At 62.8% G+C, this 23,285-nt stretch carries 27 protein-coding genes and 4 tRNA genes; 23 read left to right on the top strand and 8 right to left on the bottom strand.

Translation table 11 applies throughout. The annotated features are described in order from the left end of the window. Positions 1-117 precede the first annotated feature (117 nt). The gene (locus ACWMMN_RS05045) at positions 118-507 is read right to left on the bottom strand and encodes a DUF2946 domain-containing protein (protein ID WP_059235564.1); all 390 of its coding nucleotides are present in this window, start codon (positions 505-507) and stop codon (positions 118-120) included. 198 nt (positions 508-705) lie between these two features. Between ACWMMN_RS05045 and ACWMMN_RS05040 the strand changes: the two genes are divergently transcribed. Both ACWMMN_RS05040 and ACWMMN_RS05035 read left to right on the top strand, forming a co-directional pair. Then, entirely contained in the window at positions 706-852 is a 147-nt protein-coding gene (locus ACWMMN_RS05040) for a hypothetical protein (RefSeq protein ID WP_009690993.1), read from the top strand. 223 nt (positions 853-1,075) lie between these two features. Further along, on the top strand, positions 1,076-1,669 hold the full coding sequence (locus ACWMMN_RS05035; RefSeq protein ID WP_174993453.1) for a chorismate mutase: 594 nt from the start codon (positions 1,076-1,078) through the stop codon (positions 1,667-1,669). A gap of 28 nt (positions 1,670-1,697) precedes the next feature. Here the strand turns inward: ACWMMN_RS05035 and ACWMMN_RS05030 are convergent, their stop codons facing one another. Both ACWMMN_RS05030 and ACWMMN_RS05025 read right to left on the bottom strand, forming a co-directional pair. Beyond that, positions 1,698-2,825 carry an exonuclease domain-containing protein gene (locus ACWMMN_RS05030; RefSeq protein WP_174993452.1) on the bottom strand — a complete coding sequence of 376 codons (1,128 nt, stop codon included), beginning with the start codon at positions 2,823-2,825 and terminating at the stop codon, positions 1,698-1,700. A gap of 141 nt (positions 2,826-2,966) precedes the next feature. Beyond that, entirely contained in the window at positions 2,967-3,170 is a 204-nt protein-coding gene (locus ACWMMN_RS05025) for a cold-shock protein (protein ID WP_006476615.1), read from the bottom strand. 393 nt (positions 3,171-3,563) lie between these two features. Here ACWMMN_RS05025 and ACWMMN_RS05020 point away from each other — a divergent pair, with 393 nt between their 5' ends. Both ACWMMN_RS05020 and ACWMMN_RS05015 read left to right on the top strand, forming a co-directional pair. Then, positions 3,564-3,830 (top strand): hypothetical protein, encoded by a 267-nt coding sequence (locus ACWMMN_RS05020; RefSeq protein ID WP_256085677.1) that lies wholly within the window; start codon positions 3,564-3,566, stop codon positions 3,828-3,830. A gap of 500 nt (positions 3,831-4,330) precedes the next feature. Next, complete coding sequence (locus ACWMMN_RS05015) at positions 4,331-5,482, top strand: porin (RefSeq protein ID WP_059235572.1); 1,152 nt, start codon at positions 4,331-4,333, stop codon at positions 5,480-5,482. Positions 5,483-5,570: 88 nt separating this feature from the next. Here ACWMMN_RS05015 and greB read toward each other — a convergent pair whose 3' ends face one another. Continuing rightward, positions 5,571-6,134: a transcription elongation factor GreB gene (gene greB / locus ACWMMN_RS05010; protein ID WP_486423057.1), complete on the bottom strand. Its 564-nt coding sequence runs from the start codon at positions 6,132-6,134 to the stop codon at positions 5,571-5,573. Between the two features lie 129 nt (positions 6,135-6,263). Between greB and ACWMMN_RS05005 the strand changes: the two genes are divergently transcribed. From ACWMMN_RS05005 to ACWMMN_RS04995, 3 genes are all read left to right on the top strand, one after another. After that, positions 6,264-6,340: transfer RNA gene (locus ACWMMN_RS05005), tRNA-Arg, on the top strand. A gap of 68 nt (positions 6,341-6,408) precedes the next feature. Further along, a tRNA-Arg gene (locus tag ACWMMN_RS05000) sits at positions 6,409-6,485 on the top strand. Between the two features lie 61 nt (positions 6,486-6,546). Then, positions 6,547-6,623 (top strand) — tRNA-Arg (locus ACWMMN_RS04995). Positions 6,624-6,787: 164 nt separating this feature from the next. Here the strand turns inward: ACWMMN_RS04995 and ACWMMN_RS04990 are convergent. The 4 genes from ACWMMN_RS04990 to ACWMMN_RS04975 form a co-directional block, all read right to left on the bottom strand. Next, positions 6,788-9,154: a RelA/SpoT family protein gene (locus tag ACWMMN_RS04990; RefSeq protein WP_059235575.1), complete on the bottom strand. Its 2,367-nt coding sequence runs from the start codon at positions 9,152-9,154 to the stop codon at positions 6,788-6,790. A gap of 63 nt (positions 9,155-9,217) precedes the next feature. Beyond that, positions 9,218-9,421: a DNA-directed RNA polymerase subunit omega gene (gene rpoZ / locus ACWMMN_RS04985; protein WP_006025620.1), complete on the bottom strand. Its 204-nt coding sequence runs from the start codon at positions 9,419-9,421 to the stop codon at positions 9,218-9,220. 58 nt (positions 9,422-9,479) lie between these two features. Next, positions 9,480-10,163, bottom strand: coding sequence for a guanylate kinase (gmk, locus tag ACWMMN_RS04980; protein ID WP_059235577.1), 684 nt, complete (start codon positions 10,161-10,163; stop codon positions 9,480-9,482). A gap of 6 nt (positions 10,164-10,169) precedes the next feature. Next, the gene (locus ACWMMN_RS04975; RefSeq protein ID WP_174994328.1) at positions 10,170-11,093 is read right to left on the bottom strand and encodes a YicC/YloC family endoribonuclease; all 924 of its coding nucleotides are present in this window, start codon (positions 11,091-11,093) and stop codon (positions 10,170-10,172) included. Between the two features lie 173 nt (positions 11,094-11,266). Here ACWMMN_RS04975 and rph point away from each other — a divergent pair, with 173 nt between their 5' ends. The 16 genes from rph (at position 11,267) to ACWMMN_RS04895 (ending at position 23,058) form a co-directional block, all read left to right on the top strand. After that, positions 11,267-12,007 (top strand): ribonuclease PH, encoded by a 741-nt coding sequence (rph, locus tag ACWMMN_RS04970; RefSeq protein WP_059235582.1) that lies wholly within the window; start codon positions 11,267-11,269, stop codon positions 12,005-12,007. After that, positions 12,000-12,626 (top strand): RdgB/HAM1 family non-canonical purine NTP pyrophosphatase, encoded by a 627-nt coding sequence (gene rdgB / locus ACWMMN_RS04965; RefSeq protein ID WP_059236860.1) that lies wholly within the window; start codon positions 12,000-12,002, stop codon positions 12,624-12,626. The genes rph and rdgB overlap by 8 nt, the downstream gene beginning before the upstream one ends. A 34-nt stretch (positions 12,627-12,660) precedes the next feature. Further along, positions 12,661-13,875, top strand: a complete 1,215-nt coding sequence (gene hemW / locus ACWMMN_RS04960; RefSeq protein ID WP_059235584.1) for a radical SAM family heme chaperone HemW — start codon at positions 12,661-12,663, stop codon at positions 13,873-13,875. Positions 13,876-13,919: 44 nt separating this feature from the next. Then, positions 13,920-14,007, top strand: a tRNA-Ser gene (locus ACWMMN_RS04955). 182 nt (positions 14,008-14,189) lie between these two features. Next, a complete protein-coding gene (locus ACWMMN_RS04950; protein WP_486423056.1) occupies positions 14,190-15,425 on the top strand; it encodes a tyrosine-type recombinase/integrase in 1,236 nt (411 codons plus the stop codon). A 13-nt stretch (positions 15,426-15,438) separates the two neighbouring features. Beyond that, positions 15,439-16,056, top strand: a complete 618-nt coding sequence (locus ACWMMN_RS04945; RefSeq protein WP_486423055.1) for a hypothetical protein — start codon at positions 15,439-15,441, stop codon at positions 16,054-16,056. 357 nt (positions 16,057-16,413) lie between these two features. Then, positions 16,414-16,737: a transcriptional coactivator p15/PC4 family protein gene (locus ACWMMN_RS04940; protein WP_486423054.1), complete on the top strand. Its 324-nt coding sequence runs from the start codon at positions 16,414-16,416 to the stop codon at positions 16,735-16,737. Between the two features lie 150 nt (positions 16,738-16,887). Beyond that, positions 16,888-17,160, top strand: coding sequence for an XRE family transcriptional regulator (locus ACWMMN_RS04935; RefSeq protein WP_486423053.1), 273 nt, complete (start codon positions 16,888-16,890; stop codon positions 17,158-17,160). Positions 17,161-17,506: 346 nt separating this feature from the next. After that, on the top strand, positions 17,507-17,650 hold the full coding sequence (locus ACWMMN_RS04930) for a hypothetical protein (protein ID WP_486423052.1): 144 nt from the start codon (positions 17,507-17,509) through the stop codon (positions 17,648-17,650). Continuing rightward, entirely contained in the window at positions 17,643-17,876 is a 234-nt protein-coding gene (locus ACWMMN_RS04925) for a hypothetical protein (RefSeq protein ID WP_486423051.1), read from the top strand. Before ACWMMN_RS04930 ends, ACWMMN_RS04925 begins: the two co-directional genes overlap by 8 nt. Continuing rightward, positions 17,869-18,081 (top strand): hypothetical protein, encoded by a 213-nt coding sequence (locus ACWMMN_RS04920; RefSeq protein WP_486423050.1) that lies wholly within the window; start codon positions 17,869-17,871, stop codon positions 18,079-18,081. The genes ACWMMN_RS04925 and ACWMMN_RS04920 overlap by 8 nt, the downstream gene beginning before the upstream one ends. Beyond that, a complete protein-coding gene (locus tag ACWMMN_RS04915) occupies positions 18,074-18,472 on the top strand; it encodes a hypothetical protein (protein WP_486423049.1) in 399 nt (132 codons plus the stop codon). The genes ACWMMN_RS04920 and ACWMMN_RS04915 overlap by 8 nt, the downstream gene beginning before the upstream one ends. Continuing rightward, the gene (locus tag ACWMMN_RS04910; protein WP_486423048.1) at positions 18,469-21,147 is read left to right on the top strand and encodes a DUF927 domain-containing protein; all 2,679 of its coding nucleotides are present in this window, start codon (positions 18,469-18,471) and stop codon (positions 21,145-21,147) included. Before ACWMMN_RS04915 ends, ACWMMN_RS04910 begins: the two co-directional genes overlap by 4 nt. Positions 21,148-21,454: 307 nt before the next feature. After that, positions 21,455-21,853: a hypothetical protein gene (locus ACWMMN_RS04905; protein WP_486423047.1), complete on the top strand. Its 399-nt coding sequence runs from the start codon at positions 21,455-21,457 to the stop codon at positions 21,851-21,853. Between the two features lie 125 nt (positions 21,854-21,978). After that, positions 21,979-22,356 carry a single-stranded DNA-binding protein gene (locus ACWMMN_RS04900; RefSeq protein ID WP_486423216.1) on the top strand — a complete coding sequence of 126 codons (378 nt, stop codon included), beginning with the start codon at positions 21,979-21,981 and terminating at the stop codon, positions 22,354-22,356. A 138-nt stretch (positions 22,357-22,494) separates the two neighbouring features. Beyond that, positions 22,495-23,058, top strand: a complete 564-nt coding sequence (locus ACWMMN_RS04895; protein ID WP_486423046.1) for a hypothetical protein — start codon at positions 22,495-22,497, stop codon at positions 23,056-23,058. The last annotated feature ends 227 nt before the right edge of the window (positions 23,059-23,285 follow it).

Here is a 23,285-nt window from a genome sequence, read left to right as displayed (position 1 = left end):
TCCTGAAAACGTGATCGGACGCCGCCGGACACGGGCGCGCACCGCGCACGCACGGCGCGACACGCGGACCCGGCCGCGGGCGGCTCGCACGCCACCGGGGCGCGCGGACGACATCAATCAGATCGGGGCGTTTTCAGGCGGGGCGCGCGGCTGCGCGAGACGGATGCCCTTGCGGGGAAAATCGGGAACGGCCGGTGCGGCCACGCGATAGGCGAACGTCCGCACGAAGCCCGGCATCTCGGGCAGGCTCGTGCCGAGCGCGAGGTTCGCCGCAAAGCCGGGACAGTACACGCAGTGCGGCACGCCGGCATGGTCGAACGACGACGTGCCCGCGTCGCCGCCCGCTTGCGCGAGCACGACCTGGCGCGCACCTGCCGCACTGCACAATTCGAGCGTGAGCGCGCCGGAGCCGCTCGACGCAAGACGCGCGTAGCCGACGACGGGCGACAGTACGTTCAGTACCAGCGCCAGCCATACGAGGCCGATCCATCGCGTCGTTCGTCTCATCGCGGTCCAGGAAAAAGTGCGCGCAAGTATAGCAAGCGACCCGTTCGCTGCCGACTGCGCAGGATGCAATAGCGGCCATCACACCTCGCATCGCAGCGCATGTGCCGTTAATACAACAGAGACAAAATCTAACGATTCGCCACTGGCATAAATCCAAGCGCGAGGTTGATAATCATTGAACCTGCTGGAGAAACGATCATGGACGAAAGACCAACTCGCATGCCACCGCCCGAGCAAGTGATGAGCCCGGATCCGGAACCCGTCGGCGTGGAATTCCTCGCCGAATTGCCCGAACACGTTCGGGCATTCTTCGACGAGCAGCACAAGCTGTACTCGCCGAAGTGAACGACAGTTCGGATCTGTAACCGCCACGTGTCGATCATCGCTATCGTGCGGTTCATCCCTGCGCATCGCGCGCAATTCGCCTCGCACCCGGGCTGCAACAGCCTGACGGTGCCGGATCAGCTCGCCTGCTGATTCTCCTGTCGCGACGCTACGCCGCGCGACTGTCTTCGTCTATCCTTCTGGTTTTCCACGTCCGGCCCGCCCGGCTCTCCCGATCGTTCCGATGAAGCAAGCCATTCGTGCCAGCCTCGCTGTCGCCGCGCTCGGCGTCGCCCTCCTTGCGTCTCCGCATATCGCCCGCGCAGACGGCGACGACACCGCCCTCACCAACATCGTTGCGCTCGCGTCGCAGCGCCTCGCGCTCGCCGAGCCGGTCGCACGATGGAAATGGGCAAATCACAAGGCGATCGAGGATCAGCCGCGCGAAGCAGCGCTGCTCACCGCAGTCGAAAAGCGCGCAGGACAGGCCGGCGTCGATCCCGCGTTCGCGCGCACGTTCTTCGAGGATCAGATCACGGCAAGCAAGGACGTGCAGAACGCCCTGTTCGCGACCTGGCGCGCGACGCAGCCGCCGGAAGGCACGCCGCCCGATCTCGCGACCAGCACGCGGCCGGCACTCGACCGTCTGACGCAGAAAATGCTCACGGGTCTCGCACGGGTCGCGCCGCTTCGCGATGCGCCCGATTGCCAGGCGCGGCTCGCGCGCAGCATCGCGAACTGGAAGACGCTCACGCGCTACGATTCCACACAGTCGCAGGCACTCGATACCGCGCTGTCACACGTCTGCTCCGGCGGCGGCGCCAGCGCGATCGGCTGACGCGACGCGGCGTGGATGATGCCGGCGCTCAGTCCGCCGGCGTGAGCGCCGTGAGCGGAATCACTTGCAGACCACGCGCGAGATGCGTCTGCAGCAAACGGTGGGTAAAGGGTTCGAACGCGCCGGCTGCTCCGTCGGCCACGAGCCGCGCGGCCGCATCGAGCGATTCCGCCGCGCCGAGATAACGCCAGCCGTCGATCACATGAAACAGACGGCGCTCGCCGTGCGCCTCGAACGCGACAGCGCCTTCGAACGGCCAGGGCGCGCCGCCCGCGCGAGCGGCATCGGCCGCCGGGCGCCGGTTGTACGACGGGCGCAGTTGGGCAATCCATTGCGCTTCGGCGAGCATCGCCCCCAGCTCGTTGCCGGTCTCGCGCCATTCGACGCGCCGCACCTGCTGCGCCAGCCGCATTTCCTTCGACGAGCGGCGCTCGCCGGTCAGCAGCGCGCGCAGCCGCTGCCGCACGCGCACGCTGCGGCCGACATACAGCGCAGCATCCCCTTCTCCGAACAGCGCGTACGCGCCGCATCCCGCCGGCGCGGTATCGAGCCACGCTTCGGTCAGTTCCCCGCCCAGGCGGAAGTGACGCGTCGTCAACGCAATCTGGTCGCGCAGCCGCTCGAGCGGCACGATGTCGTGCAGCTGACGCCAGAACTGCCAGAGCAGGTCGGCGTCCGCCAGTGCCCGGTGGCGCGCGGCCGGAACGAGCCCATGCCGTTCGATCAACGCATCGAGCCCGTGCCGCGATTCGCGCGGAAACAACGCGCGCGACAGCCGCACCGTACACAGCACATCGGGATTGAACGCGAAGCCCGCGCGCTCGAATTCGGTGCGCAGGAAACCGCGGTCGAAACTCGCGTTGTGTGCGACGAACAGCTTGCCGTCGAGCCGCTCGAACAGCGCCGGAGCGAGTGACGCGAACGTCGGTGCGTCGCGCACCATCGCATCCGATATGCCCGTCAGTTGCTGGATGAACGGCGGAATCGCCTGCCCCGGATTGACGAGGCTGGTCCACGTCGACACGCCGAGCGGCCCGATTTCGACGACGCCGATTTCGGTGATGCGATGTTCGGCGGACGAGCCGCCGGTGGTTTCAAGGTCGACGAAAACGAGCGGCTGTTCGCTCGCGGGATCGGACGGACGGGAATCGGACATGAAAAGACAGGGAAACGATGCTTCCGTGAGTATGCACCGGCATGCATGCCCGCGGCCAGCCCAGGCCCGAATGTACTGTCCCCGAAAAACGAAAAGCCCCCGCCATGCGGGGGCCAGACGTGATCGGCAATGCGTGGCGCGTCAGACGGCCTGGATATTCGCTGCCTGCTTGCCTTTCGGCCCGACTTTGACGTCGAACGAAACACGCTGGTTTTCCTTCAGCGTCTTGAAGCCGTCCATGCGGATTTCGGAAAAGTGCGCAAACAAATCTTCACCACCATTGTCCGACGTAATAAAACCAAAACCTTTAGCATCGTTAAACCATTTCACGATACCGGTATCCATGTCTTCGTTCCCCACTCGATTAGATCAAAAAAGCTATTTTTATAGCCGTTTCCCGAAATCCCGAAACATTGCGCCAGCACCCGCACCAGCACGCCGCCCGAGGACGGAGTGGTGACTTTATAAATTGGACAATCCGGGTGCGTCAAGAAAATTTTTAACGATAGTTTTATCAAAAGGACGCTAATACCACTGGAATCGGTACACCATCGCCTTTGATTAATTGATTCACCTGAAAAACCTGTCAATATTACCGGGATCAGATTGTCAATAATCGCAGGTATGAAATTCCTACCGGGGACAAATCAACCCGGTAAATTCATCGGGTTTTTTCCGGGTTGCGGAAACCCGGGGACATTGCGATGCTGACTCAACGCCGAAAGGAAGGAGAAGGTCATGTGGCTGGACGGAATCAAGCGCTTCGCGAGCCGCTTCGGACGCGTACGCCGCAAGTCCCGCGCCCTGACCGAGTCCGCTCGCGAGGCGCCGTGCGACAGCGAATTCGATACGACGTGGCACGGCGATCATTGGCAGAACCTGCTCGCATCGCCCCTGGATGCCCGTCACTACGTGATGGAAGACTGGACCTACACGCCGCCGCCGGTCGAAGCAGAGGAAGCCGCGCCTGCGGCCAAGCGCAAGCGGCGCTCGTACACGCAATAGCGCACGGAAAGCGGGGCAAAAAAAAGCGCGACTGGGAAGTCGCGCCGACAAAGGTTTGGAGATCTTTTCCGTCAACGAAAAAGTCTGCTTCGGAAAGCAGAGATCGCAGTATAGCGAGAGAACAACCTTTCATTATCCATGCTCCACACAAACCTCTATTGCCGATGTGTCAATAATCGCGCTAGGGGCACCCCTGCCTGCTGCTGACCACCTGTCGCAATCGCGCAACGCCCGTTACGTAGTCCTGATCGCCCCATTCTTCCGCTGCACTGCCGCAAAGCCTTGACAGGCAATCGTTTGCGCGATTTTTTCGATCTTTGCGGATTCCAAAATACATTATTGCTTAAAGCGCGAACCGTCCCCACTCCGCGCACTCCGTACACTGCAGATGGCTTTCCGATAAGCGCACCGCCGTTCTGCCGGACCGGCTGCAGCGTCAAGCAAAACACGGCCAGTCCACCGCAGGTTCGATCGATATCATCCTGTTTGGAGACAGATCCATGAAAAAAACCCTGATCTTCACCGCGTTGTCGGGTGTAATCGTTACCGCAGCACATGCTCAAAGCAGCGTCACGCTGTACGGCCTGATCGACGCCGGCATCACCTACACCAACAACCAGGGCGGCCACAGCTCGTGGTCGGAACGCAGTGGCCAGATCAACGGCAGCCGCTGGGGCCTGCGCGGCACGGAAGATCTCGGCGGCGGCCTGAAAGCGATCTTCGTGTTGGAAAACGGCTTCAACATCGCCAATGGCACGCTCGGCCAGAATGGCCGCGAATTCGGCCGCCAGGCGTTCGTCGGCCTGTCGCACGACCAGCTCGGCGCCGTGACCCTCGGTCGCCAGTACGATAGCGTCGTCGACTACATCGGGCCGCTGTCGCTGACCGGTACCCAATTTGGCGGCACCCAGTTTGCCCACCCGTTCGATAACGACAACCTGAACAATTCGTTCCGGATCAATAACGCCGTCAAGTATACGAGCGTCAATTACGGCGGCCTGAAGTTCGGCGCGTTGTACGGCTTCTCGAACAGCAACCAGTTCTCGAACAATCGCGCATACAGCGCGGGCGTGTCGTACACCTACGCCGGCTTCAATATCGGCGCCGGCTACCTGCAGTTGAACAATGACATTTCGGGCCTCACGTCGGCTGCGGTCACCAACAGCGGCGGCGCGGTGGCAGGCGACAACACGTTCGTCGGCAAGCGTCAGCGCGTGTTCGGCGGCGGCCTGAACTACACGTTCGGCCCGGCAACGGCCGGCTTCGTGTTCACGCAATCGCGCGTGAACCGGGCGCTCGGCATCTCTGCGGGTGCCTCGGGCGTGTCGAGCGGCCTGGGTCTCGACGGCACGTTTGCCCGCTTCAACAACTACGAAGTGAACGCACGCTACGCGCTCACGCCGGCCTTGTCGCTGGCCGGGTCGTACACGTACACCGCGGGCTTCCTGGACGGCCGTCATCCGGGCTGGAATCAGTTCAACCTGCAGACCGACTACGCGCTGTCCAAGCGGACCGACGTGTACGTGCAAGGCGTGTATCAGCGCGTCAGCACGGACGGCCTGGGCATCGGCGCCTATGTCAATGGCCTCGGTGGCGCGTCGTCGACCAACAAGCAGATCGCGGTCACGGCCGGCCTGCGTCATCGCTTCTGAGCAATCGGCAACACCACCGTACGCCGGAAGAAAAAAAGCGCCCCACCGGGGCGCTTTTTCTTTACCGCACCACCGGGCCGGCCGTCGCTCAGGCGTCGCTCCGCGCCGGATACCGAACGTCGAGGATGCCGATCGGCTGCGGGCCGGCCGGCGTCATCAGCGTGACGGTATCGCCGATCCTTGCCTTGATCAGCGCGCGGGCGACCGGCGAAATCCAGCTGACGCAGCCGCGGTCGAGATCGACCTCGTCGATGCCGACGATCGTCACCGTGTGATCCTCGCCGTCCGGCGTCTCGTAATCGACCGTTGCGCCGAAGAACACCTGGTCGACATTCTCCTGCCGGCTCGCGTCGACGACTTCGGCGAGATCGAGCCGCTTCGTCAGGAAGCGGATGCGGCGATCGATCTCGCGCAGCCGCCGCTTGCCGTAGATGTAGTCGCCGTTCTCCGACCGGTCGCCATTCGACGCGGCCCACGACACGAGCCGCACGACCTCGGGACGCTCGACGTCGATCAGGTTCAGCAGCTCGTCGCGCAGCCGCTTGTGACCGGCCGGCGTAATGTAGTTCTTCGAGCCCGCCGGAATCGCGGGTTGAGCCTGGTCGAGATCGTCGTCGTCGCCGTCCGACTCTTTGACAAACGCCTTGTTCATGATGCGGATTCAACATGGATGACTGATGCTCCAAGGGTACACGAAGGGCGCCCCGGCAAGGTCATGGCACCTAATTCGCGAATAAGGCTTCCCTTTTTATACAACCCTGCTATACTTCCGCTTCTGCGTGCGGCTGTAGCTCAGTTGGATAGAGTACTTGGCTACGAACCAAGGGGTCGTGGGTTCGAATCCTGCCAGCCGCGCCACTTTTTTCGAGGGCCTTCCGAATCGAAGGCCCTTTCAGTTCGAAGCAGTAGAAGTCTTGTTTTTGCGTGCGGCTGTAGCTCAGTTGGATAGAGTACTTGGCTACGAACCAAGGGGTCGTGGGTTCGAATCCTGCCAGCCGCGCCACTTTTTTGGGGATCTTCCCATCGCAGAAGGTTCCGACAGTTGAAGCAGTACCGTTTTGCGTGCGGCTGTAGCTCAGTTGGATAGAGTACTTGGCTACGAACCAAGGGGTCGTGGGTTCGAATCCTGCCAGCCGCGCCACCTTAAAAGGGCTTTCCTCCGGGAAAGCCCTTTTTCTTTTCCACTCCCCCCTCCCTCGCTCGCACCATCGCACCGCCCCGGCGGCGGCGCACACTCGTTGCACGGCGCCAATGAAAACGGCGGCCACTGGCCGCCGTCGATCGATCGCCCGCTCGCGCGCGGCGTCAATAATCCTGCCGCTCGCGCTCGATACGCATGCCGCCGTCGTGGCGCGCATGCGCGCCGTCGTCGGTCGAGCGCTCGCGCATGATCCGCATCACGTCCGGATTGGTTCTCACGCGCCGCATCACGTTCGCGAGATGCACGCGGTCGCTGACCTGGATCACGAAGCGCAGCACCGTCGATTCGTGCGTCAGATCCTCGTCCATTGCGATATGCACGATGTTCGCGTCGGCCGACGTGATGTCCGCCGCGACGCGTGCGAAGATGCCCTTCGTGTTCTTCACGAGCGCCTTCACCGCGACATCGAACAGGCGGCCCGGTTGCGGCGCCCATTCGACGTCGATCCAGCGGCCCGGATCGCGGCGATGGATACGCTGCGCGACACGGCAATCGGTCGTATGAATCGCCATGCCCAGGCCGATGCCGATGTAGCCCATGATCGCGTCGCCCGGGATCGGCCGGCAGCATGCCGACAACTGCACGGACATCCCTTCGGTGCCGGTAATCACGACCGGCGGCGCATGATGCGCGGGATGCCGCTCGGACTTCGGCAGATCGTCGTCCGCGTCGCGGCCGCTCATCAACACCTCGATGCGCTTGGCCATCACCGCGGCCACGCGGCGGCCGAGGCCGATATCCGCGAAGATTTCCTGACGGCTCTTGTTGCCCGTCCACTGCACGAGCTTCTCCCACACTTCCGGCTCGACGTCGGCCAGCGCGAGGCCATAGCCCTTCAGGCTCTGGTCGACGAGCCGCTCGCCCAGCTGCACCGACTCGTTCAGGCGCATCGTCTTCAGGTAATGGCGGATCGCCGAACGGGCCTTGCCGGTCCGCACGAAGCCGAGCCATGCGGGGTTCGGCTTCGAATACGGCGCGGTGATCACCTCGACGATGTCGCCGCTCTTCAGCTCGGTGCGCAGCGGCAGCAGCTCGTTGTTGATCTTCACAGCCACGCACTGGTTGCCGAGATCGCTGTGGATCGAATACGCGAAATCGAGCGCCGTCGCGCCGCGCGGCAGCGCCATGATCTTCGACTTCGGCGTGAACACGTAGACCGCGTCGGGGAACAGGTCGATCTTCACGTGCTCGAGGAATTCGCTCGAATCGCCGGCTTCGCTCTGGATGTCGAGCAGCGATTTCAGCCACTGGTGCGCGCGCTTTTGCACGTCACTGAGATCCGCGCTGCCGTTCTTGTACAGCCAGTGCGCGGCGACTCCCGCCTCGGCGATCTCGTGCATCTTGCGCGTGCGCACCTGGAACTCGATCGGCGCGCCGAACGGGCCGACGAGCGTGGTGTGCAGCGACTGATAGCCGTTGATCTTCGGGATCGCGATGTAGTCTTTGAACTTGCCGGGCACCGGCTTGTACAGCGCGTGCAATGCGCCGATGCACGTGTAGCAGTCGAGCGGGCTGTCGACGACAACGCGGAAACCGTACACGTCGAGCACCTGCGAGAACGACAGCTGCTTGTCGCGCATCTTGCGATAGACGCTGTAGATGGTCTTCTCGCGGCCGGTGATTTCGGCGTCGATCTTCGCGTCGGCCATCGCGCGCTGCGCGGCCTCGAGGATCTTGCTGATCACTTCGCGGCGGTTGCCGCGCGCGGCCTTCACGGCCTTCTCGAGCGTCGCGTAGCGATGCGGGTTGAAGTTCGCGAAGCTCATGTCCTGCAGCTCGCGATACGTGTTGTTCAACCCGAGCCGGTGCGCGATCGGCGCGTAGATGTCGAGCGTCTCGCGCGCGACGCGGCGGCGCTTTTCCATCGGCACCGCGCCGAGCGTGCGCATGTTGTGCAGGCGGTCGGCGAGCTTGACGAGAATGACGCGCACGTCGCGTGCCATCGCGAGCAGCATCTTGCGGAAGTTTTCCGCCTGCGCTTCCTCGCGACTGCGGAATTCCATCTTGTCGAGCTTGGACAGGCCGTCGACCAGTTCGGCGACCTTCGGGCCGAACCGCTCGGCCAGCTCGTTCTTGGTCACGCCCTGGTCTTCCATCACGTCGTGCAGCAACGCGGCCATCACGGCCTGCGCGTCGAGCTTCCAGCCGGCGCAGATTTCCGCGACGGCGACGGGATGGGTGATGTAGGGCTCGCCGCTCTGGCGATATTGACCGAGGTGGGCTTCGTCACTGAAGTGGAACGCCGCCTTGACCTCTTTGATTTCGTCCGGGGCGAGATACTCGGCAAGTACGGTCGTCAGTTTCGCGATCGAAACGACGCCGTGCTTGCGCGGCTGCTCCGGAGTGGCGGTCGGCCCGAACAGATGCCGAAAGGACTGTTCGAGGACCGCGTCGATGTACTGGCGCGCAGGCGACTGGGCCGTGGCTTCGGTGGTCGAATCCGCGGAGGCGGACGATGGGGTGGTGCTCATATTCGCCTCCAGGTCGAGTCGTTGCGCGCGTGGATTACATGGCTGGAACGGGCCGGATGCGCGTTACACCGGCACCTTCTTCAGCATCTCGACGCCGACCTGGCCGGCAGCGATTTCGCGCAGCGCGACGACGGTCGGCTTGTCGCGGCTTTCGATCTTCGGCGTATGGCCTTGCGCGAGCTGCCGCGCGCGGTAGGTGGCGGCGAGCGCCAGTTCGAAGCGGTTCGGGATTTGCTTCAGGCAGTCTTCGACGGTAATGCGAGCCATGTTGGTAATTCCTTCTGAATATAGTCGTTATTCTACCTTATGTCCCTCGGCCCCCGCGTCATTCCGCGTGGGGCAGATGGATGCCGAGCTCGATGAACAGCTCGGTGTGTCGCGCGTACTGCGAAGCGAAGCGCAGGCGCGTCGCCGCGACGATGCATTCGAGCTCTGCGAGCGCACGCTCGAAATTCTCGTTGATCACCACGTATTCCGCTTCCGACGCGTGCGCGATCTCGCTGCCGGCAGCCAGCAGGCGCCGCGTGATCACGTTCGGCTCGTCCTGGCCGCGCTTCTTCAGACGTTCCTCGAGCGCATCGAGCGACGGCGGCAGGATGAAGATGCCGACCGCGTTGCGGAACTGCTTCTTCACCTGCAGTGCGCCCTGCCAGTCGATTTCGAGCAGCACGTCGTGGCCGTTCTTCATCTGCTCTTCGATCCAGACGCGCGACGTGCCGTAATAGTTGCCGTGCACTTCCGCGCTCTCGAGGAATTCGTGCGCCGCGTGACGCGTGCGGAAATCGTCGACGGTCGTGAAGTGATAGTGCTGGCCGTCCTGTTCGCCCGGGCGCGGCTTGCGCGTCGTGTACGAAATCGACAGGCAGATGTCGCTGTCCTTCGACAGCAGCGCATTCACGAGCGTCGACTTGCCGGCGCCCGACGGCGCGACGACCATGAACAGGTTGCCGGGATAGACGCCGCCGTGCAGCGAATGCGACGCGTGGCCGTCGCGGGTGGATTCGGTCATGATGCTTTACTCCAGGTTTTGCACTTGCTCTCGCATCTGCTCGATCAACAGCTTGAGCGCCATCGATGCGTCGGCCAGCTCCTTCGCCGCCGCCTTCGAGCCGAGCGTGTTTGCTTCTCGATTCAGTTCCTGCATCATGAAGTCGAGACGCTTGCCGACGCGGCCGCCCTTCTCGATCACGTGACGCGTTTCGTTCAGGTGCGCGGTGAGACGCGACAGTTCTTCCGCGATGTCGATCCGGATCCCGTACATCGTCACTTCCTGACGAATGCGTTCCGCGGCTTCCTCGCGCGTGACGATCGCCGCGCTGCCTTCGGGCGCTGCAATGCCGAGCGCTTCCTGCAGCCGTTCGACGATCTTCTGCTGATGCTTCGCGATCAGCTCCGGCACGAGCGGCGTGATGCGCGCGACGATCGCTTCCATCTCGGTGACGTTCGACAGCAGCATCGCCGCCAGTTGCGCGCCTTCGCGCGAACGCACGACGACGAGCTCGCCGATCGCTTCCTTGCCGCACGCGAGCACCGCATCGCGGATCGTTTCCGCCGACACGCCGCTCTCGGCCAGCACGCCCGGCCAGCGCAGGATTTCGCCCGCGCGCAGGCGGCCGACGCCCGGGAACGAGTCGAGCACCGCGCGCTCGAGATCGGCAAGCTGGCCGAGCGCCGACTGGTTCAGCGCGCCCGCGCCGATGCTCTGTTCGCCGCGCTGCAGGTTGATGCGCACGTCGACCTTGCCGCGCGACAGCTTGTTCATCAGCATTTCGCGCAGCGCGGGTTCGCACGCGCGCACGTCGTCCGGCATCCGGAAATTGAGGTCGAGGAAGCGCGAGTTCACGGTGCGCAGTTCGACCGACACGCTGGTGCCGCCGTTGCCGGTGGCCGTTGCGAGTTCGCGCGTCGCGTTCGCGTAGCCCGTCATGCTGTAGATCATGGTTCGTCTCGCCGTCTGGGTGCCCTCGCGGGCAGGGATATGTCGAGGCGCCCGGCGCATCGGAAAGCGCGGGGCGGGAAGCGCGCATTATCCCATTTTTGCGGACCACCCCGCCGGGCACGCCCGCCGTTCGGCGCTAAAATCGGGGTTTCCTCTCCTTCCGCGATTTCCCCATGACGTCTTCCGTTTCCCGCCCGAGCGGCCGCCGCGCCGACGAACTGCGCAAGGTCGCCCTCACGCGCCACTACACGAAACACGCCGAAGGCTCGGTCCTGGTCGAATTCGGCGACACCAAGGTGCTCTGCACCGCGAGCGTCTCCGAACGCGTGCCCGACTTCCTGCGCGACCGCGGGCAAGGCTGGCTGACCGCCGAATACGGGATGCTGCCCCGCGCGACGCACACGCGCAGCGACCGTGAAGCCGCGCGCGGCAAGCAGACGGGCCGCACGCAGGAAATTCAGCGCCTGATCGGCCGCGCGCTGCGCGCGGTGTTCGATCTCGAGGCGCTCGGCCCGCGCACGATCCACATCGACTGCGACGTGATCCAGGCCGACGGCGGCACGCGTACGGCGAGCATCACCGGCGCCTTCGTCGCCGCCCACGACGCCGTGTCGAAGCTGATCGCGGCCGGCAAGCTCGCGCGCTCGCCGATCACCGACCACGTCGCCGCGATCTCGGTCGGCGTGTACGAAGGCGCGCCGGTGCTCGACCTCGATTACGCGGAAGATTCGCAGTGCGACACCGACATGAACGTCGTGATGACGGGCGCCGGCGGTTTCGTCGAAGTCCAGGGCACGGCCGAAGGCGTGCCGTTCTCGCGCGCCGAGATGAACGCGCTGCTCGACCTCGCGCAGGGCGGGATCGCCGCGCTCGTGCAGCTGCAGAAGGATGTCCTGGGCGCCGACCATGCCTGACGATCGCACCCTCGCGCCGCTGTCGCGCATCGTTCTCGCGTCGAACAATCCCGGCAAGCTGCGCGAATTCACCGCGCTGTTCTCGACGGTCGGCATCGAGATCGTCCCGCAGGGCGACCTCGCCGTGCCCGAAGCGGAAGAGCCGTTCGGCACGTTCATCGAGAACGCGCTGACGAAGGCGCGTCACGCGTCGCGCCTCACCGGGCTGCCGGCGATCGCCGACGATTCGGGCCTGTGCGTGCGCGTGCTGCGCGGCGCGCCGGGCGTCTATTCGGCGCGCTACGCGCAGCGCGCGGGCCGCGACAAGGGCGACGCGGCGAACAACGCGTATCTCGTCGAGCAGCTGCGCGGCGTCGACGACCGGCGCGCATACTATTGCTGCGTGCTCGCGTTGGTGCGCCACGTGGACGATCCCGAACCGCTGTTCGCCGAAGGCCGCTGGGCCGGCGAGATCGTCGACACGCCGCGCGGCGAGCACGGATTCGGCTACGACCCGTATTTCTACCTGCCGGCGCTCGGCGCGACGGCCGCGGAACTCGATCCGGCCGTGAAGAACACGCACAGCCATCGCGCGCTGGCGCTGAAGGCGCTGCTGGCGCGGCTCGCGGAGGAAGCATGAGCGTGCCCGATACCCGTTCGCTGCAGGGGGGTGCATGAGCCAGGCTGCGGAAACCGGCGCGCGCGTCGTCGCGACCTTCACGTCGCCCGGCCAGGTACGGCTCACGTCGCTGCCGCCGCTCGCGCTGTACGTGCATTTCCCGTGGTGCGTGCGCAAGTGCCCGTACTGCGATTTCAACTCGCACGAATGGAAAGGCGAACGGTTTCCGGAAACCGAGTACCTCGACGCGCTGCGTGCCGATCTCGAGCAGGCGCTGCCGCTCGTCTGGGGGCGGCAGGTGCATACCGTGTTCATCGGCGGCGGCACGCCGAGCCTGCTGTCGGCGGCCGGCCTCGACCGGATGCTGTCCGACGTGCGCGCGCTGCTGCCGCTCGACGCCGACGCCGAGATCACGCTCGAGGCGAATCCGGGCACGTTCGAAGCCGCGAAGTTCGCGCAGTTCCGCGCGAGCGGCGTGAACCGCCTGTCGGTCGGCATCCAGAGCTTCAACGAAACGCACCTGAAGGCGCTCGGCCGGATTCACGACACCGCGCAGGCGCGCGCGGCCGTCGAGATCGCCGCGAAGAACTTCGACAACTTCAACCTCGACCTGATGTTCGCGCTGCCGAACCAGACGCTCGACGAATGCCGCACCGACATCGAGACCGCGCTGTCGTTCGCGCCGCCGCATCTGTCGCTGTACCACCTGACGCTCGAGCCGAATACGCTGTTCGCGAAGTTCCCGCCGGTCGTCCCCGACGACGACGCGTCGGCCGACATGCAGGAATGGATTCATGCGCGCACGGCCGAAGCCGGCTACGGGCGCTACGAAGTGTCCGCGTATGCGAAGCCGAATCATCAGTGCAAGCACAACCTGAACTACTGGCGTTTCGGCGACTATCTCGGGATCGGTGCGGGCGCACACACGAAGCTGTCGTTCCCGAACCGGATCCTGCGGCAGGCGCGCCACAAGCATCCGGCCACCTTCATCGAGCAGGCGAAGGCCGGCAACGCCGTGCAGGAAGAGCGTGAAGTCGGTGCGCGCGACCTGCCGTTCGAGTTCATGCTGAACACGCTGCGGCTCGTCGAGGGTTTCCCGGTGCACAGCTTCGCCGAACGCACGGGCCTGCCGATGAGCACGATCGAGCCGGCGCTGAAGGAAGCGGAGCGACGCGGGCTGATCACGCGCGATTTCACGCAGATCGCGCCGACGCCGCTCGGCCAGCGTTTCCTCAACGACCTGCAGGAATTGTTCCTGCGCGACGATTGAAGGCATGAGCGAGGCGGCATTTCGGTTACAATGCCGCCTCGTGTGGAAGCGTGGCCGAGCGGTTTAAGGCACCGGTCTTGAAAACCGGCGACGGGAAACTGTCCGTGAGTTCGAATCTCACCGCTTCCGCCAGAACCCTCCTCCTTGTCAGTCCAGATTCATCCGAATCCATCGCCCAAACCCTTGTCACAAAAGGACCTCCGGGCAAAACATCAAACCAAAATCGTCCGAGATTGTTGCGATCCATCCGGAATAATCGTAAAGTTTTCGGTGGGTCGGTTGGTGGGTTGAGAATTTGATGAGGAAACGATGCGATGCCGAGGAAAGCGACTGAGCTAGGCGCTCTGGCCGTATCGAAGCTGTCGAAGCCGGGCAAGCATGCCGTCGGACGTGTTCCTGGTCTCGTCTTGCAAATCAGTCCGACCGGCACAAAGTCTTGGTTGCTCCGAGTAACGGTCGGAGACCGGCGCCGCGAGATCGGCCTCGGCCCCTACCCTGCAGTTCGTCTGCAGGAGGCTCACGCAAAAGCCCAAGCCACACGAGACGAAATTGCGAGCGGCATCGATCCCGTACTCGCGCGAAAAGAAATTGCAAGCCGACTACGAGCCAGCCAAGCTTTCGAGATGACCTTCGAAGAAGCCGCGAAGCGCTTCATCAAGGCCAAGGCGCCGGAATGGAAGAATGCCAAGCATGGCGACCAGTGGCGAAATACCCTCGCTGAGTACGCATACCCCAAGATCGGCAATCTGATGGTCAGGCACATCGCGCGCGCGCACGTCATTGAAATCTTGGAGCCGATGTGGGCAACCAAGACGGAAACGGCATCACGCCTGCGCGGCCGCCTCGAAGCGATCCTCGACTGGGCCAAGGTGAAGGGCTTCCGCGACGACGGAACCAATCCCGCCTCATGGCGTGGCAATCTCGACAAGCTCCTATCTGCCCCGAAGCGGACGAAGCGCGTTCGAAACCATCCCGCGCTTCCCATCGACCAGATGGTGACGTTCATGGAAGCGTTGCGGGCAACGAATGGCGTTAGCGCTCGCTGCTTAGAATTCGTAATCTTGACTGCCGCGCGCTCTGGCGAGGCCCGAGGAGCACGATGGAGCGAGATCGACTTGAAGCGCGGCATCTGGTCGATCCCTGCAGAGCGAATGAAGGCGAAGAAGGAGCACCGCGTGCCACTGTCGTCCACCGCCATTGAATTGCTCAAGGCGATCAAGCGAAATGAGGATCAGGATCTCTTGTTCCCCAGCCCACGGTCGGGCAGCGTGCTCAGCGACATGGCCCTACTGGAACTGATGCGTCGACAGAGCCTCGAGGCGACGCCTCACGGCTTTCGCTCGACGTTCCGGGACTGGGCTGGCGAATACACCAATTATCCGCGCGAGCTCGCCGAGGTCGCTCTGGCACACATCAAGGCGGATGCGACCGAGGCCGCCTACTGGCGGGGCGATGTACTGGAAAAGCGGCGTCGCATGATGGCTGACTGGGCGGAGTTCATAGCGATCGATCGCAATCGCGATACGAGCGATAGTTCGCAGCAGGACTGACCGAGGAAAGGCAATGACCATTAACAATAACCTCGCCGATCTTGAGCGCGATGCTCAGAAGCCCGGCGACCGAGCGACGGAGATCATGCTCGAGTTGCAGGAATTGTGGTTGTCGATGGCTCCTGGAAAATCGGAAGATGATTTCGAAAACGAGGTCCATAACCTCTTTGATTACCACGACGTCGAAGCCACCGAACTCGAATCGCAATATCAAGCCGTTGCCCACGTGAGCAAGCGCGAACTCGGCGCATGGCCTTTGATCGAAATTCCTATCGTGATTGCGTACGGGTACGCCTACTCTGCCAATCTTGCTAGCTTGGCCGGGCTGCCGACGAGGGCATGTAGCCAAATGGGACATGCGTCATTTTGGTGGGGGCTCGCGATGGGTTTGGCACGCCCCGCCGGTGACGAAGAAGAGTCGCCCAGTATCAACGAGATTGCGCGCAGAGCGGCTTATGCGCGGAACACCGAAAATCGAGCGTTGAAGGAGGCCGCATTCGAGTGGATGTCAAACCACCGGAATGAATGCAAGAGTAAGGACGACGCCGCGGAACGTCTCACGAAAATTGTTCCCGTTGCGTTTAGAACGGCACGCCGGTACGTCTCAGAATTCGATTTGTCAAGACGCTGAGCGCGCTCAGGCTACACAGTGCGCGCTCGTTGAAATCAGCGCACGCAGAGGTTGCATTGAGCGCGCACCTAGGGTTCACGGCTTCCCGCGCGGCGTAAAAAATCCGTATCGACCCGTCCAATCCCGGACGCTTTTCGAGTCGATGCGAATGAAAACGAAAGACAATCTCAGGAACTTCGATAGCCTGCCCAACGCTGCGTCTGTCGACGTGCAAGTTGTCGCGGCGCTTTGTGGATGCAGCGTCTCCACCGCGTGGGATCGATCCCGCCGCGGCGCACTGCCCAAGCCCCGCAAGATCGGGGGCTCTGCCCGCTGGAACGTCGGCGAGCTGCGTGCGGTTCTTACGGGAGCGCACGCATGACGATCCCGACGACCCAAAATGAAAAGGGCCGCGACTCCGGCAAGAGCGCGACCCAGACGACCCGAGGCAATGATACCTCGCTCGTCGACTATTCGACTTGCTTCCTCGACGTTCTCCGTAGCGCATCGGAACGCCTTCGCGTCCAACGACGCCAGTACCGTGGTCGCGAGTTCCTCGACGTGCGCTGCTGGTATCTCGCCGACGACGGCGAATACCGGCCAAGCCAGAAAGGCGTCACCCTCAGCCCGTCCCAGCTCGCCGAGCTCGTCCAGGCGCTGATGATCGCCGGCCGGGCGTTCGATGCGAAGGAGATGCGCTGATGAAAACCCCGAGCGACTCCCACTTGACGAAGTACCCAACGGGTATTAAATTCCATCCCATAGAGCCGCGCAATCCGCGTGGTTCGAAACTCCGAAAGGAATGATCCATGAAGACCCTTCTTCGTGCGCGTCCGCACGCGCCTAAAAAAAATGACTCAATACGCGCCCCCTTCGCCAGAGGATCTGGAACGGCTCAAAGAGCAATTGGGTATGAGCAGCGGCGAGATGGCCGAATTGTTCAGCCTAGCGAACGGCCGGCAGTGGCGTCGGTATTTGTCCGAGGATCCGAACAATCGTCGCGACATGGGAATGCACATGCTGTTCTTTGCGATGGCTCGGCTCGAGCTGGATACCGAAACGTTCGATCGGATCTTGAATCGGATGCGCGAGGTCGGCGCGACGATCGAGCCGGACAGCGAGTAACCGCCGGCGGCGCGCTCGCTGCCGCCACCCCGAATACCCTCACCCAGTCGGCTGATCCGTTCGACCTTATTCCGAGCGCCTGGCGCACCGGTCGGCAAGCAAAACCGACGCTGACCGTCAGCCCGGATCTGTTTGCAATTGCCGGCACCCGTGCTGCTGAACACTGGCTGGCGACTCATCCCACGTCGCGCCCGAACCAATGGTGTCGGTCGACGTTCGACAATCTCGTCGCCGGCCTCGGCCGCATCCCCTCCTACGCTGACTGCCTCGCGGCATTCGAGCGCGCATTCAAGCGCCGCATCGAGGCTGCCGCCCGCGCCGACCGCAATGCCACGGAGGTGCGCGCATGAACTCGACCGCTCTCGAAATCATCCGCCGTGCCTTGCGGGACGCCGCGCTTTCGGACCGTCCGAACGATGCAATCGACGTCCTCGGTACCGCTTTGCTCAATCTGGCTGAACTCGTCCGCGCGGAGGTGCCCCATGGCTAACAACAGTCGCGACGCGGGCAAGTTCCTGCGAGTCCCGGGCGTAAGTCGAGACTGTGCTATCAGCGGTCGTGCGATCTTCGGCCTGTCGGTCGATGCTGACCACTTCGAGCCAGAGCAGTTCGAAACCGCCCTTCCCTTGCTCACGCAGATGTTGCGAGAAGAATACGAGCTCGCGCGAATCCGTGTCGAGGAACGTCGCGCCCGTGCGGAGGTGTCCCATGGCTAACGTGGCACAAATACATCCGGCCACGCCGTTCGCGTCGACGGCTGTCCAGCAACTGGAGCAACTCGAGGCGATGTTCCATGCGATCCGCAGCGAGCTCGAAACGGATTGCTACGCGTATCAGTTGGCGAATCTCGGGCAAGAGATCGCGAGTGGCTTCGCGGCCACCATGCAGAAAGTCGCGACTTCGGAGGCCCGCCATGGCTAATCGACAACCCGACGCAGCCGGTCTTCTCGCCTTTTTCTGGGCTCGATTTGATGCGAAAGCGGCATCCGACAAAGATCTTAGTTATCTGGCTGGTGCTGCAGAAGAGGCGTCATCCGAAGCCTGGCAACTCAGCGATCACATTTCCGATTTGGGCGGCCTGATCGAATGTGACCGAGACAACAAACAAAAATGTGGATCTCTTCAGGATGACGAACAAGCGCGCCTACTGTATCGCATCGCGAAACAGGTCGAAGTCATCGGTCACCTGGCCTACATCGGAAGCGAGGCGGATTGCGAGCTGCGCACTCGGTTGACAGCGGAGCTCTCGGCCAGCAGATCTCCTCACATCCAAATAGATTTGCAATCCTCAACAGATAAGGAGGCTGCGTGAGCGTTTACGTAGAAGAGGAACGTATCCGCTCAGCGCTGAGCCACGTTCCCGCCGACGATCGCGAGACCTGGGTTCAAATGGGTATGGCGATCAAAGCGGAACTCGGCGAAGCCGGATTCGATTTCTGGGACGATTGGTCGCGCTCGGCGCCGAGCTACAGCGAGAGCGATGCGAAATCGGTCTGGAAATCGTTTCGCTCGGGCGGCATCACGATCGCCAGTCTGTTCAAGCGGGCGATCGAGCATGGCTACCATGAAAGCGAGCCCATGACCCCGCTGTCGGCCGACGAGAGCGAACGCCGGCGAGTTGAGCGCGCGCGCGAAGCGGCTGTCGCGGCCGAGATCCACCAACGCACCCAGACGGAAGCTGCTGCCAAGGCACACAATCTCTGGGAGAAGGCCGGGACAGTTCATGCCGACCACGCCTATATCCGTGCGAAGCAAATCAAGCCCTACGGCGCAAAGCAACTGCGCGACCAGCTCGTCGTCAAGCTGCAGGACATCGACGGCGAGCATCATTCGAGCCAGTACATCCAGCCCTCTGGCGGGAAACAGTTCCAGACTGGCGGGCGTGTAAGCGGGTGCTTCGTGGCCGTCTCCACCGGCGCGAAGCCCGGTATCGGCGCCCCGTTGCTCATCGCGGAGGGCTATGCGACAGCCTGCACGCTCCATGAGGCAACCGAATACCCGGTTGCCGCGGCGATGAACGCCGGCAATCTGATGAGCGTGGCGAAGGCCTGGCGCGACCGCTACCCCGAGTTGGCGATCATCATTTGCGCCGACGACGATACCGAGACGCCAGGCAATCCCGGTATGACCAAAGCGGCCGCTGCAGCGCGTGCCGTCGATGGTGCGCTCGCCGTTCCAGTATTCGACACTGACCGTCCGGCCGGCGCATCCGATTTCAACGACCTGCATCGCCTCAAGAGCCTCGACGCGGTGAAGCGGTGCATCGACGTCGCGGTCGACCAGCGACAAGCGCCTGACGCGACCACGGAGCCGGACAGTCACGTCCCGGCCGGCTTTCTCGTAACCGAACGCGGCGTATTCTACGAAGAGGACGATGGCACACCGCACTGGATCTGTTCACCGCTGCATGTGCGAGCATTGGTCCGAGACCGATCGTCCGAAAACTGGGGACGCCTGCTCGAATGGAATGACGCCGACGGCCATCCGCACGTCTGGGCGATGCCAATGGAGATGTTGCGATCGGACGGAGCCGACATGCGAGGCGAGCTTGCGCGGCTCGGTCTCGACATCGCGCCAGGCAACAAGGCCCGTAATAAGCTGACCGAGTACGTCACGTGTGCCAAGCCGAAGGCACGCGGTCGGTGCGTCACGCGTACTGGCTGGCACGGTGGCGCGTTCGTGTTTCCCGATCGAACGATCGGCGCGGCGAACGAGCGCGTGATCTTCCAGGCCGAGAGCATCATGCGCACGTATTCGCAGTCCGGCACGCTCGACGACTGGAAAGCCGGCGTTGCGCGATTCTGCGTCGGCAACTCGCGTCTCCTGCTGTCCGTGTCTGCGGCCTTCGCTTCGATGATGCTCGAGTATTCCGGGCAGGAATCCGGCGGCCTGAACTTCGTCGCCGAATCGTCCTCTGGCAAGACAACGGTGCTTCGAGCGGCGTGCTCGGTATTCGGTGGCAAGGAATACATGCAGCGCTGGCGCGCAACGGCGAACGGTCTGGAGGGGCTGGCCTCGCTCCACAATGACACGCTGCTCGTGCTTGACGAGCTCGCACAGGTCGATGCACGCGAAGCCGGGGAAATCGCCTACATGCTCGCCAACGGCAGCGGCAAAGCACGTGCAGGACGGTCCGGCACTGCACGCGCACGGCAAACTTGGAAATTGCTGTTCCTGTCGGCGGGCGAGATCGGTTTGAGCCAGCACCTGCAATCGGTCGGCAAGAAGACGAAAGCCGGCCAAGAGGTGCGTCTGGTCGAGATCCCGGCCGATGCGGGTGCCGGGTTCGGACTATTCGAACACCTCCACGGCGTTGCAGGCGGTGCCGAGCTGTCGACCGCGATCAACGAAGCTGCCGTGAATCATTACGGCACGGCGGCCGTCGCCTTCCTCGAGGCGCTCTGTCGCGACCGCGATGAAATCGGAACTTGGCTCAAGGAGGAGATCCGCCAGTTTGTTGATGGAAATCTGCCGGCCGATTCCAGCGGCCAGGCTCATCGTGTCTGCCAGCGGTTCGCCCTGATCGGATTGGCCGGCGAGTACGCGACCGCTGCAGGCATTACCGACTGGAGCGCGGGCGACGCGCTGGGTGCGGCTGCTGACTGCTTCGCGGTTTGGCTCGACGGCCGAGGCGGCGCCGGCAATCAGGAAAAGGACGCGATCCTGTCGCACGTGAAGGCATTCTTCGAGGCGCACGAGGAATCGCGCTTCTCCGACCTCAACGAAATATCCGATCGGCCGACCATCAACCGGGCCGGGTTCCGGCGCAACGTGGAAACCGGTGTCGAATACCTAGTACTTCCGGAGGTATTCAAGCGGGAGATATGCACGGGCCTCGATCCGAAGACCGTGGCGCGCACGCTGATTGAATCTAGTTGGATCCGGCCGGCCTCCAATGGATGGGCGCAGCGCGCCGAACGACTGCCGGGCAAAGGACCGACGAAGGTCTACGTCTTCACCGCAAAGATATGGGAGGCATCGAAATGAACGGATCGGTTGTCGCAACACATCAAAAATCGCGGTTACAGCGGTTACTTCGGTTACGAGGTTGCGAAAGCCTTTCCAGTAAAGGCGCTCGCCGTAACGGCATAAGCGTAACCGCGCCACACCGTAACCGCGACCTCCCGAGAAATGACGTACGCCGTAACCGGATACGCGGTTACGCTTCTGCGCGGTTACAGGGTCACGGTTACGCCCAAACCCTTACCCATAAAGGGAATGAGGGATGCGTAACCGCTGTAACTGCTGTAACCGTGAAAAAGGATAATGTCCGCAAGTTTTCGAGGGGTGCGCGATGATCCCCCGCAACCTGAAGCACGTCGGACCATATGCGGATCGGGCCAACAACCGCGCGCTGGCGAGCGATAGCGCCAAAATGCCGCTGCCGGATGACGGCAAAGGCGCGCTCATCGATCGGGAAAGCGGTGCCCCGTTCTGGCCGTGGGGCCCTCGCATCAATCCGGAGCAACTCGCGACAATTCAACGTGAGCTCCTGATCGCCGTCGACGAGCTGGCGGAGCTGGAACACTGGCGAGATTCGGACTATGACCATATGGTGATGTGCATCGAGAGGCAGCCGATCAGCACGTTGCTTCCCGACCTTAGCTATTTCCGGGACCGCCTCCAGATCGCTCGTTCCGAGGATCTGGCGCGGCAGACAGCAGCTCAGCGGGCGTGGAAGTTCGATCGATGAGTGCCATCGACGCACGCGAGCCCGAGTCGGCGACGATGGAGGGCTTCTTCAGCTTGACGGGCATGGGATCATATGCGGATGCGGCAGAACGCCGCTCGACGTGACACACGACCAGGGGGTAAATGGTGATCGATGGCTTGGTAAGCGGCCGCCTCTACGGCGAAGCCCAGATCGGGACGGGACAAAACGGAAAGCGATTCGTGACATGCAAGGTGCGCGCGACTGCCGGCGACGGTGAAACACTATTCGTGAATGTGATCGCGTTCAACGACGACGTACAGACTGCGTTGCTCGCTCTCGGCGACGCGGACAGCGTATCGCTCTCGGGCGCGCTCACGCCGAAGGTGTGGACTGACAAGAATGGCACCGTGAAACCGGCGCTCGATATGGTCGCCCATGGTCTTCTGACGGCTTACCACGTTCGCCGCAAGCGGCAGGTGGTAAGCGGTGAATCGGCGCCTCAAGACACTCACGCAGACGATCACCTAGATGACCCCATGTGAATCGAAGCGCTTGTAAACGCCATTTTGATAACTCTTCATCGACCATGCTGCGCCTAGCCCGACGGGGCGATACCGAGAGCCCCTCTATCCTCTCGCCGGCGCAGCATCTCGTCTGATGGAGCGCGTGTAGAGGCGCAAATGAAACCGAACCCCATCGACAGCCTCAGGTTGTCGTATCGGTCGATGCTCGACGCTCGAAACCTCTCTCACGATCAACTCAAGGACCTGGCGGCGACACTGTTCGTCACTTGCTACGCGACGATCATCAAATGCGAGGAATCCATTGCGGATCGTGCCGTCCCTACATCAGAGATAGCCGACCACGTTCGTGAACTGTCTGCGTCCCTAACTCAAGGCCATGTGCTGCCCTCTCTGGAGTATCTCGCAGAGTTGCCGGATCGCTTCGCCGCTGCGCGTGTAGCCGGGATCAAGACTACAAAATCGGAAAGTGGCCGGACTGCAGTAGACGCAAGAGACAAAAAGATTCTGCCTGTCAGAAAATACGCGCTGGACCTAGCAAATGCGTCGACAGCGCGTACAAAAACCGGCGTTCTAAACGAAATTCTTGAATCGGTGATGGCTCGCTATCTGAGTTCAACCGGTCGACCGATGACGAGTCGCGGACGAGCAACCGTATCGAATTGGCTCCTCGAAGACGGATTTGTTGAATTGTCGAAGCGCTCCGATACGTCAACGCGATAACGTATTCGCGCTAGCCGTCACCCCTTCATATGATGATCGTCAGGTTGCCTCCCAACGTTCGCGAGACATCCTGACGCTTCCCACATAAGCAGCCCGCGTCAGATTCTCGCAGGAGAACTGACGTGTCAAAAGCCCTAACGCCGGCCCACGTAACGCCAGCCATTCCCCGATTTTCCGACCTCACCGACGAAGCATACGTTGGGCCGGCGTTCGTCGAATCGCTCCTC

The sequence above is a fragment of the Burkholderia cepacia complex sp. TUM26381 genome, from assembly GCF_057439935.1.
This window is presented reverse-complemented; position numbering and strand designations above follow the sequence as displayed.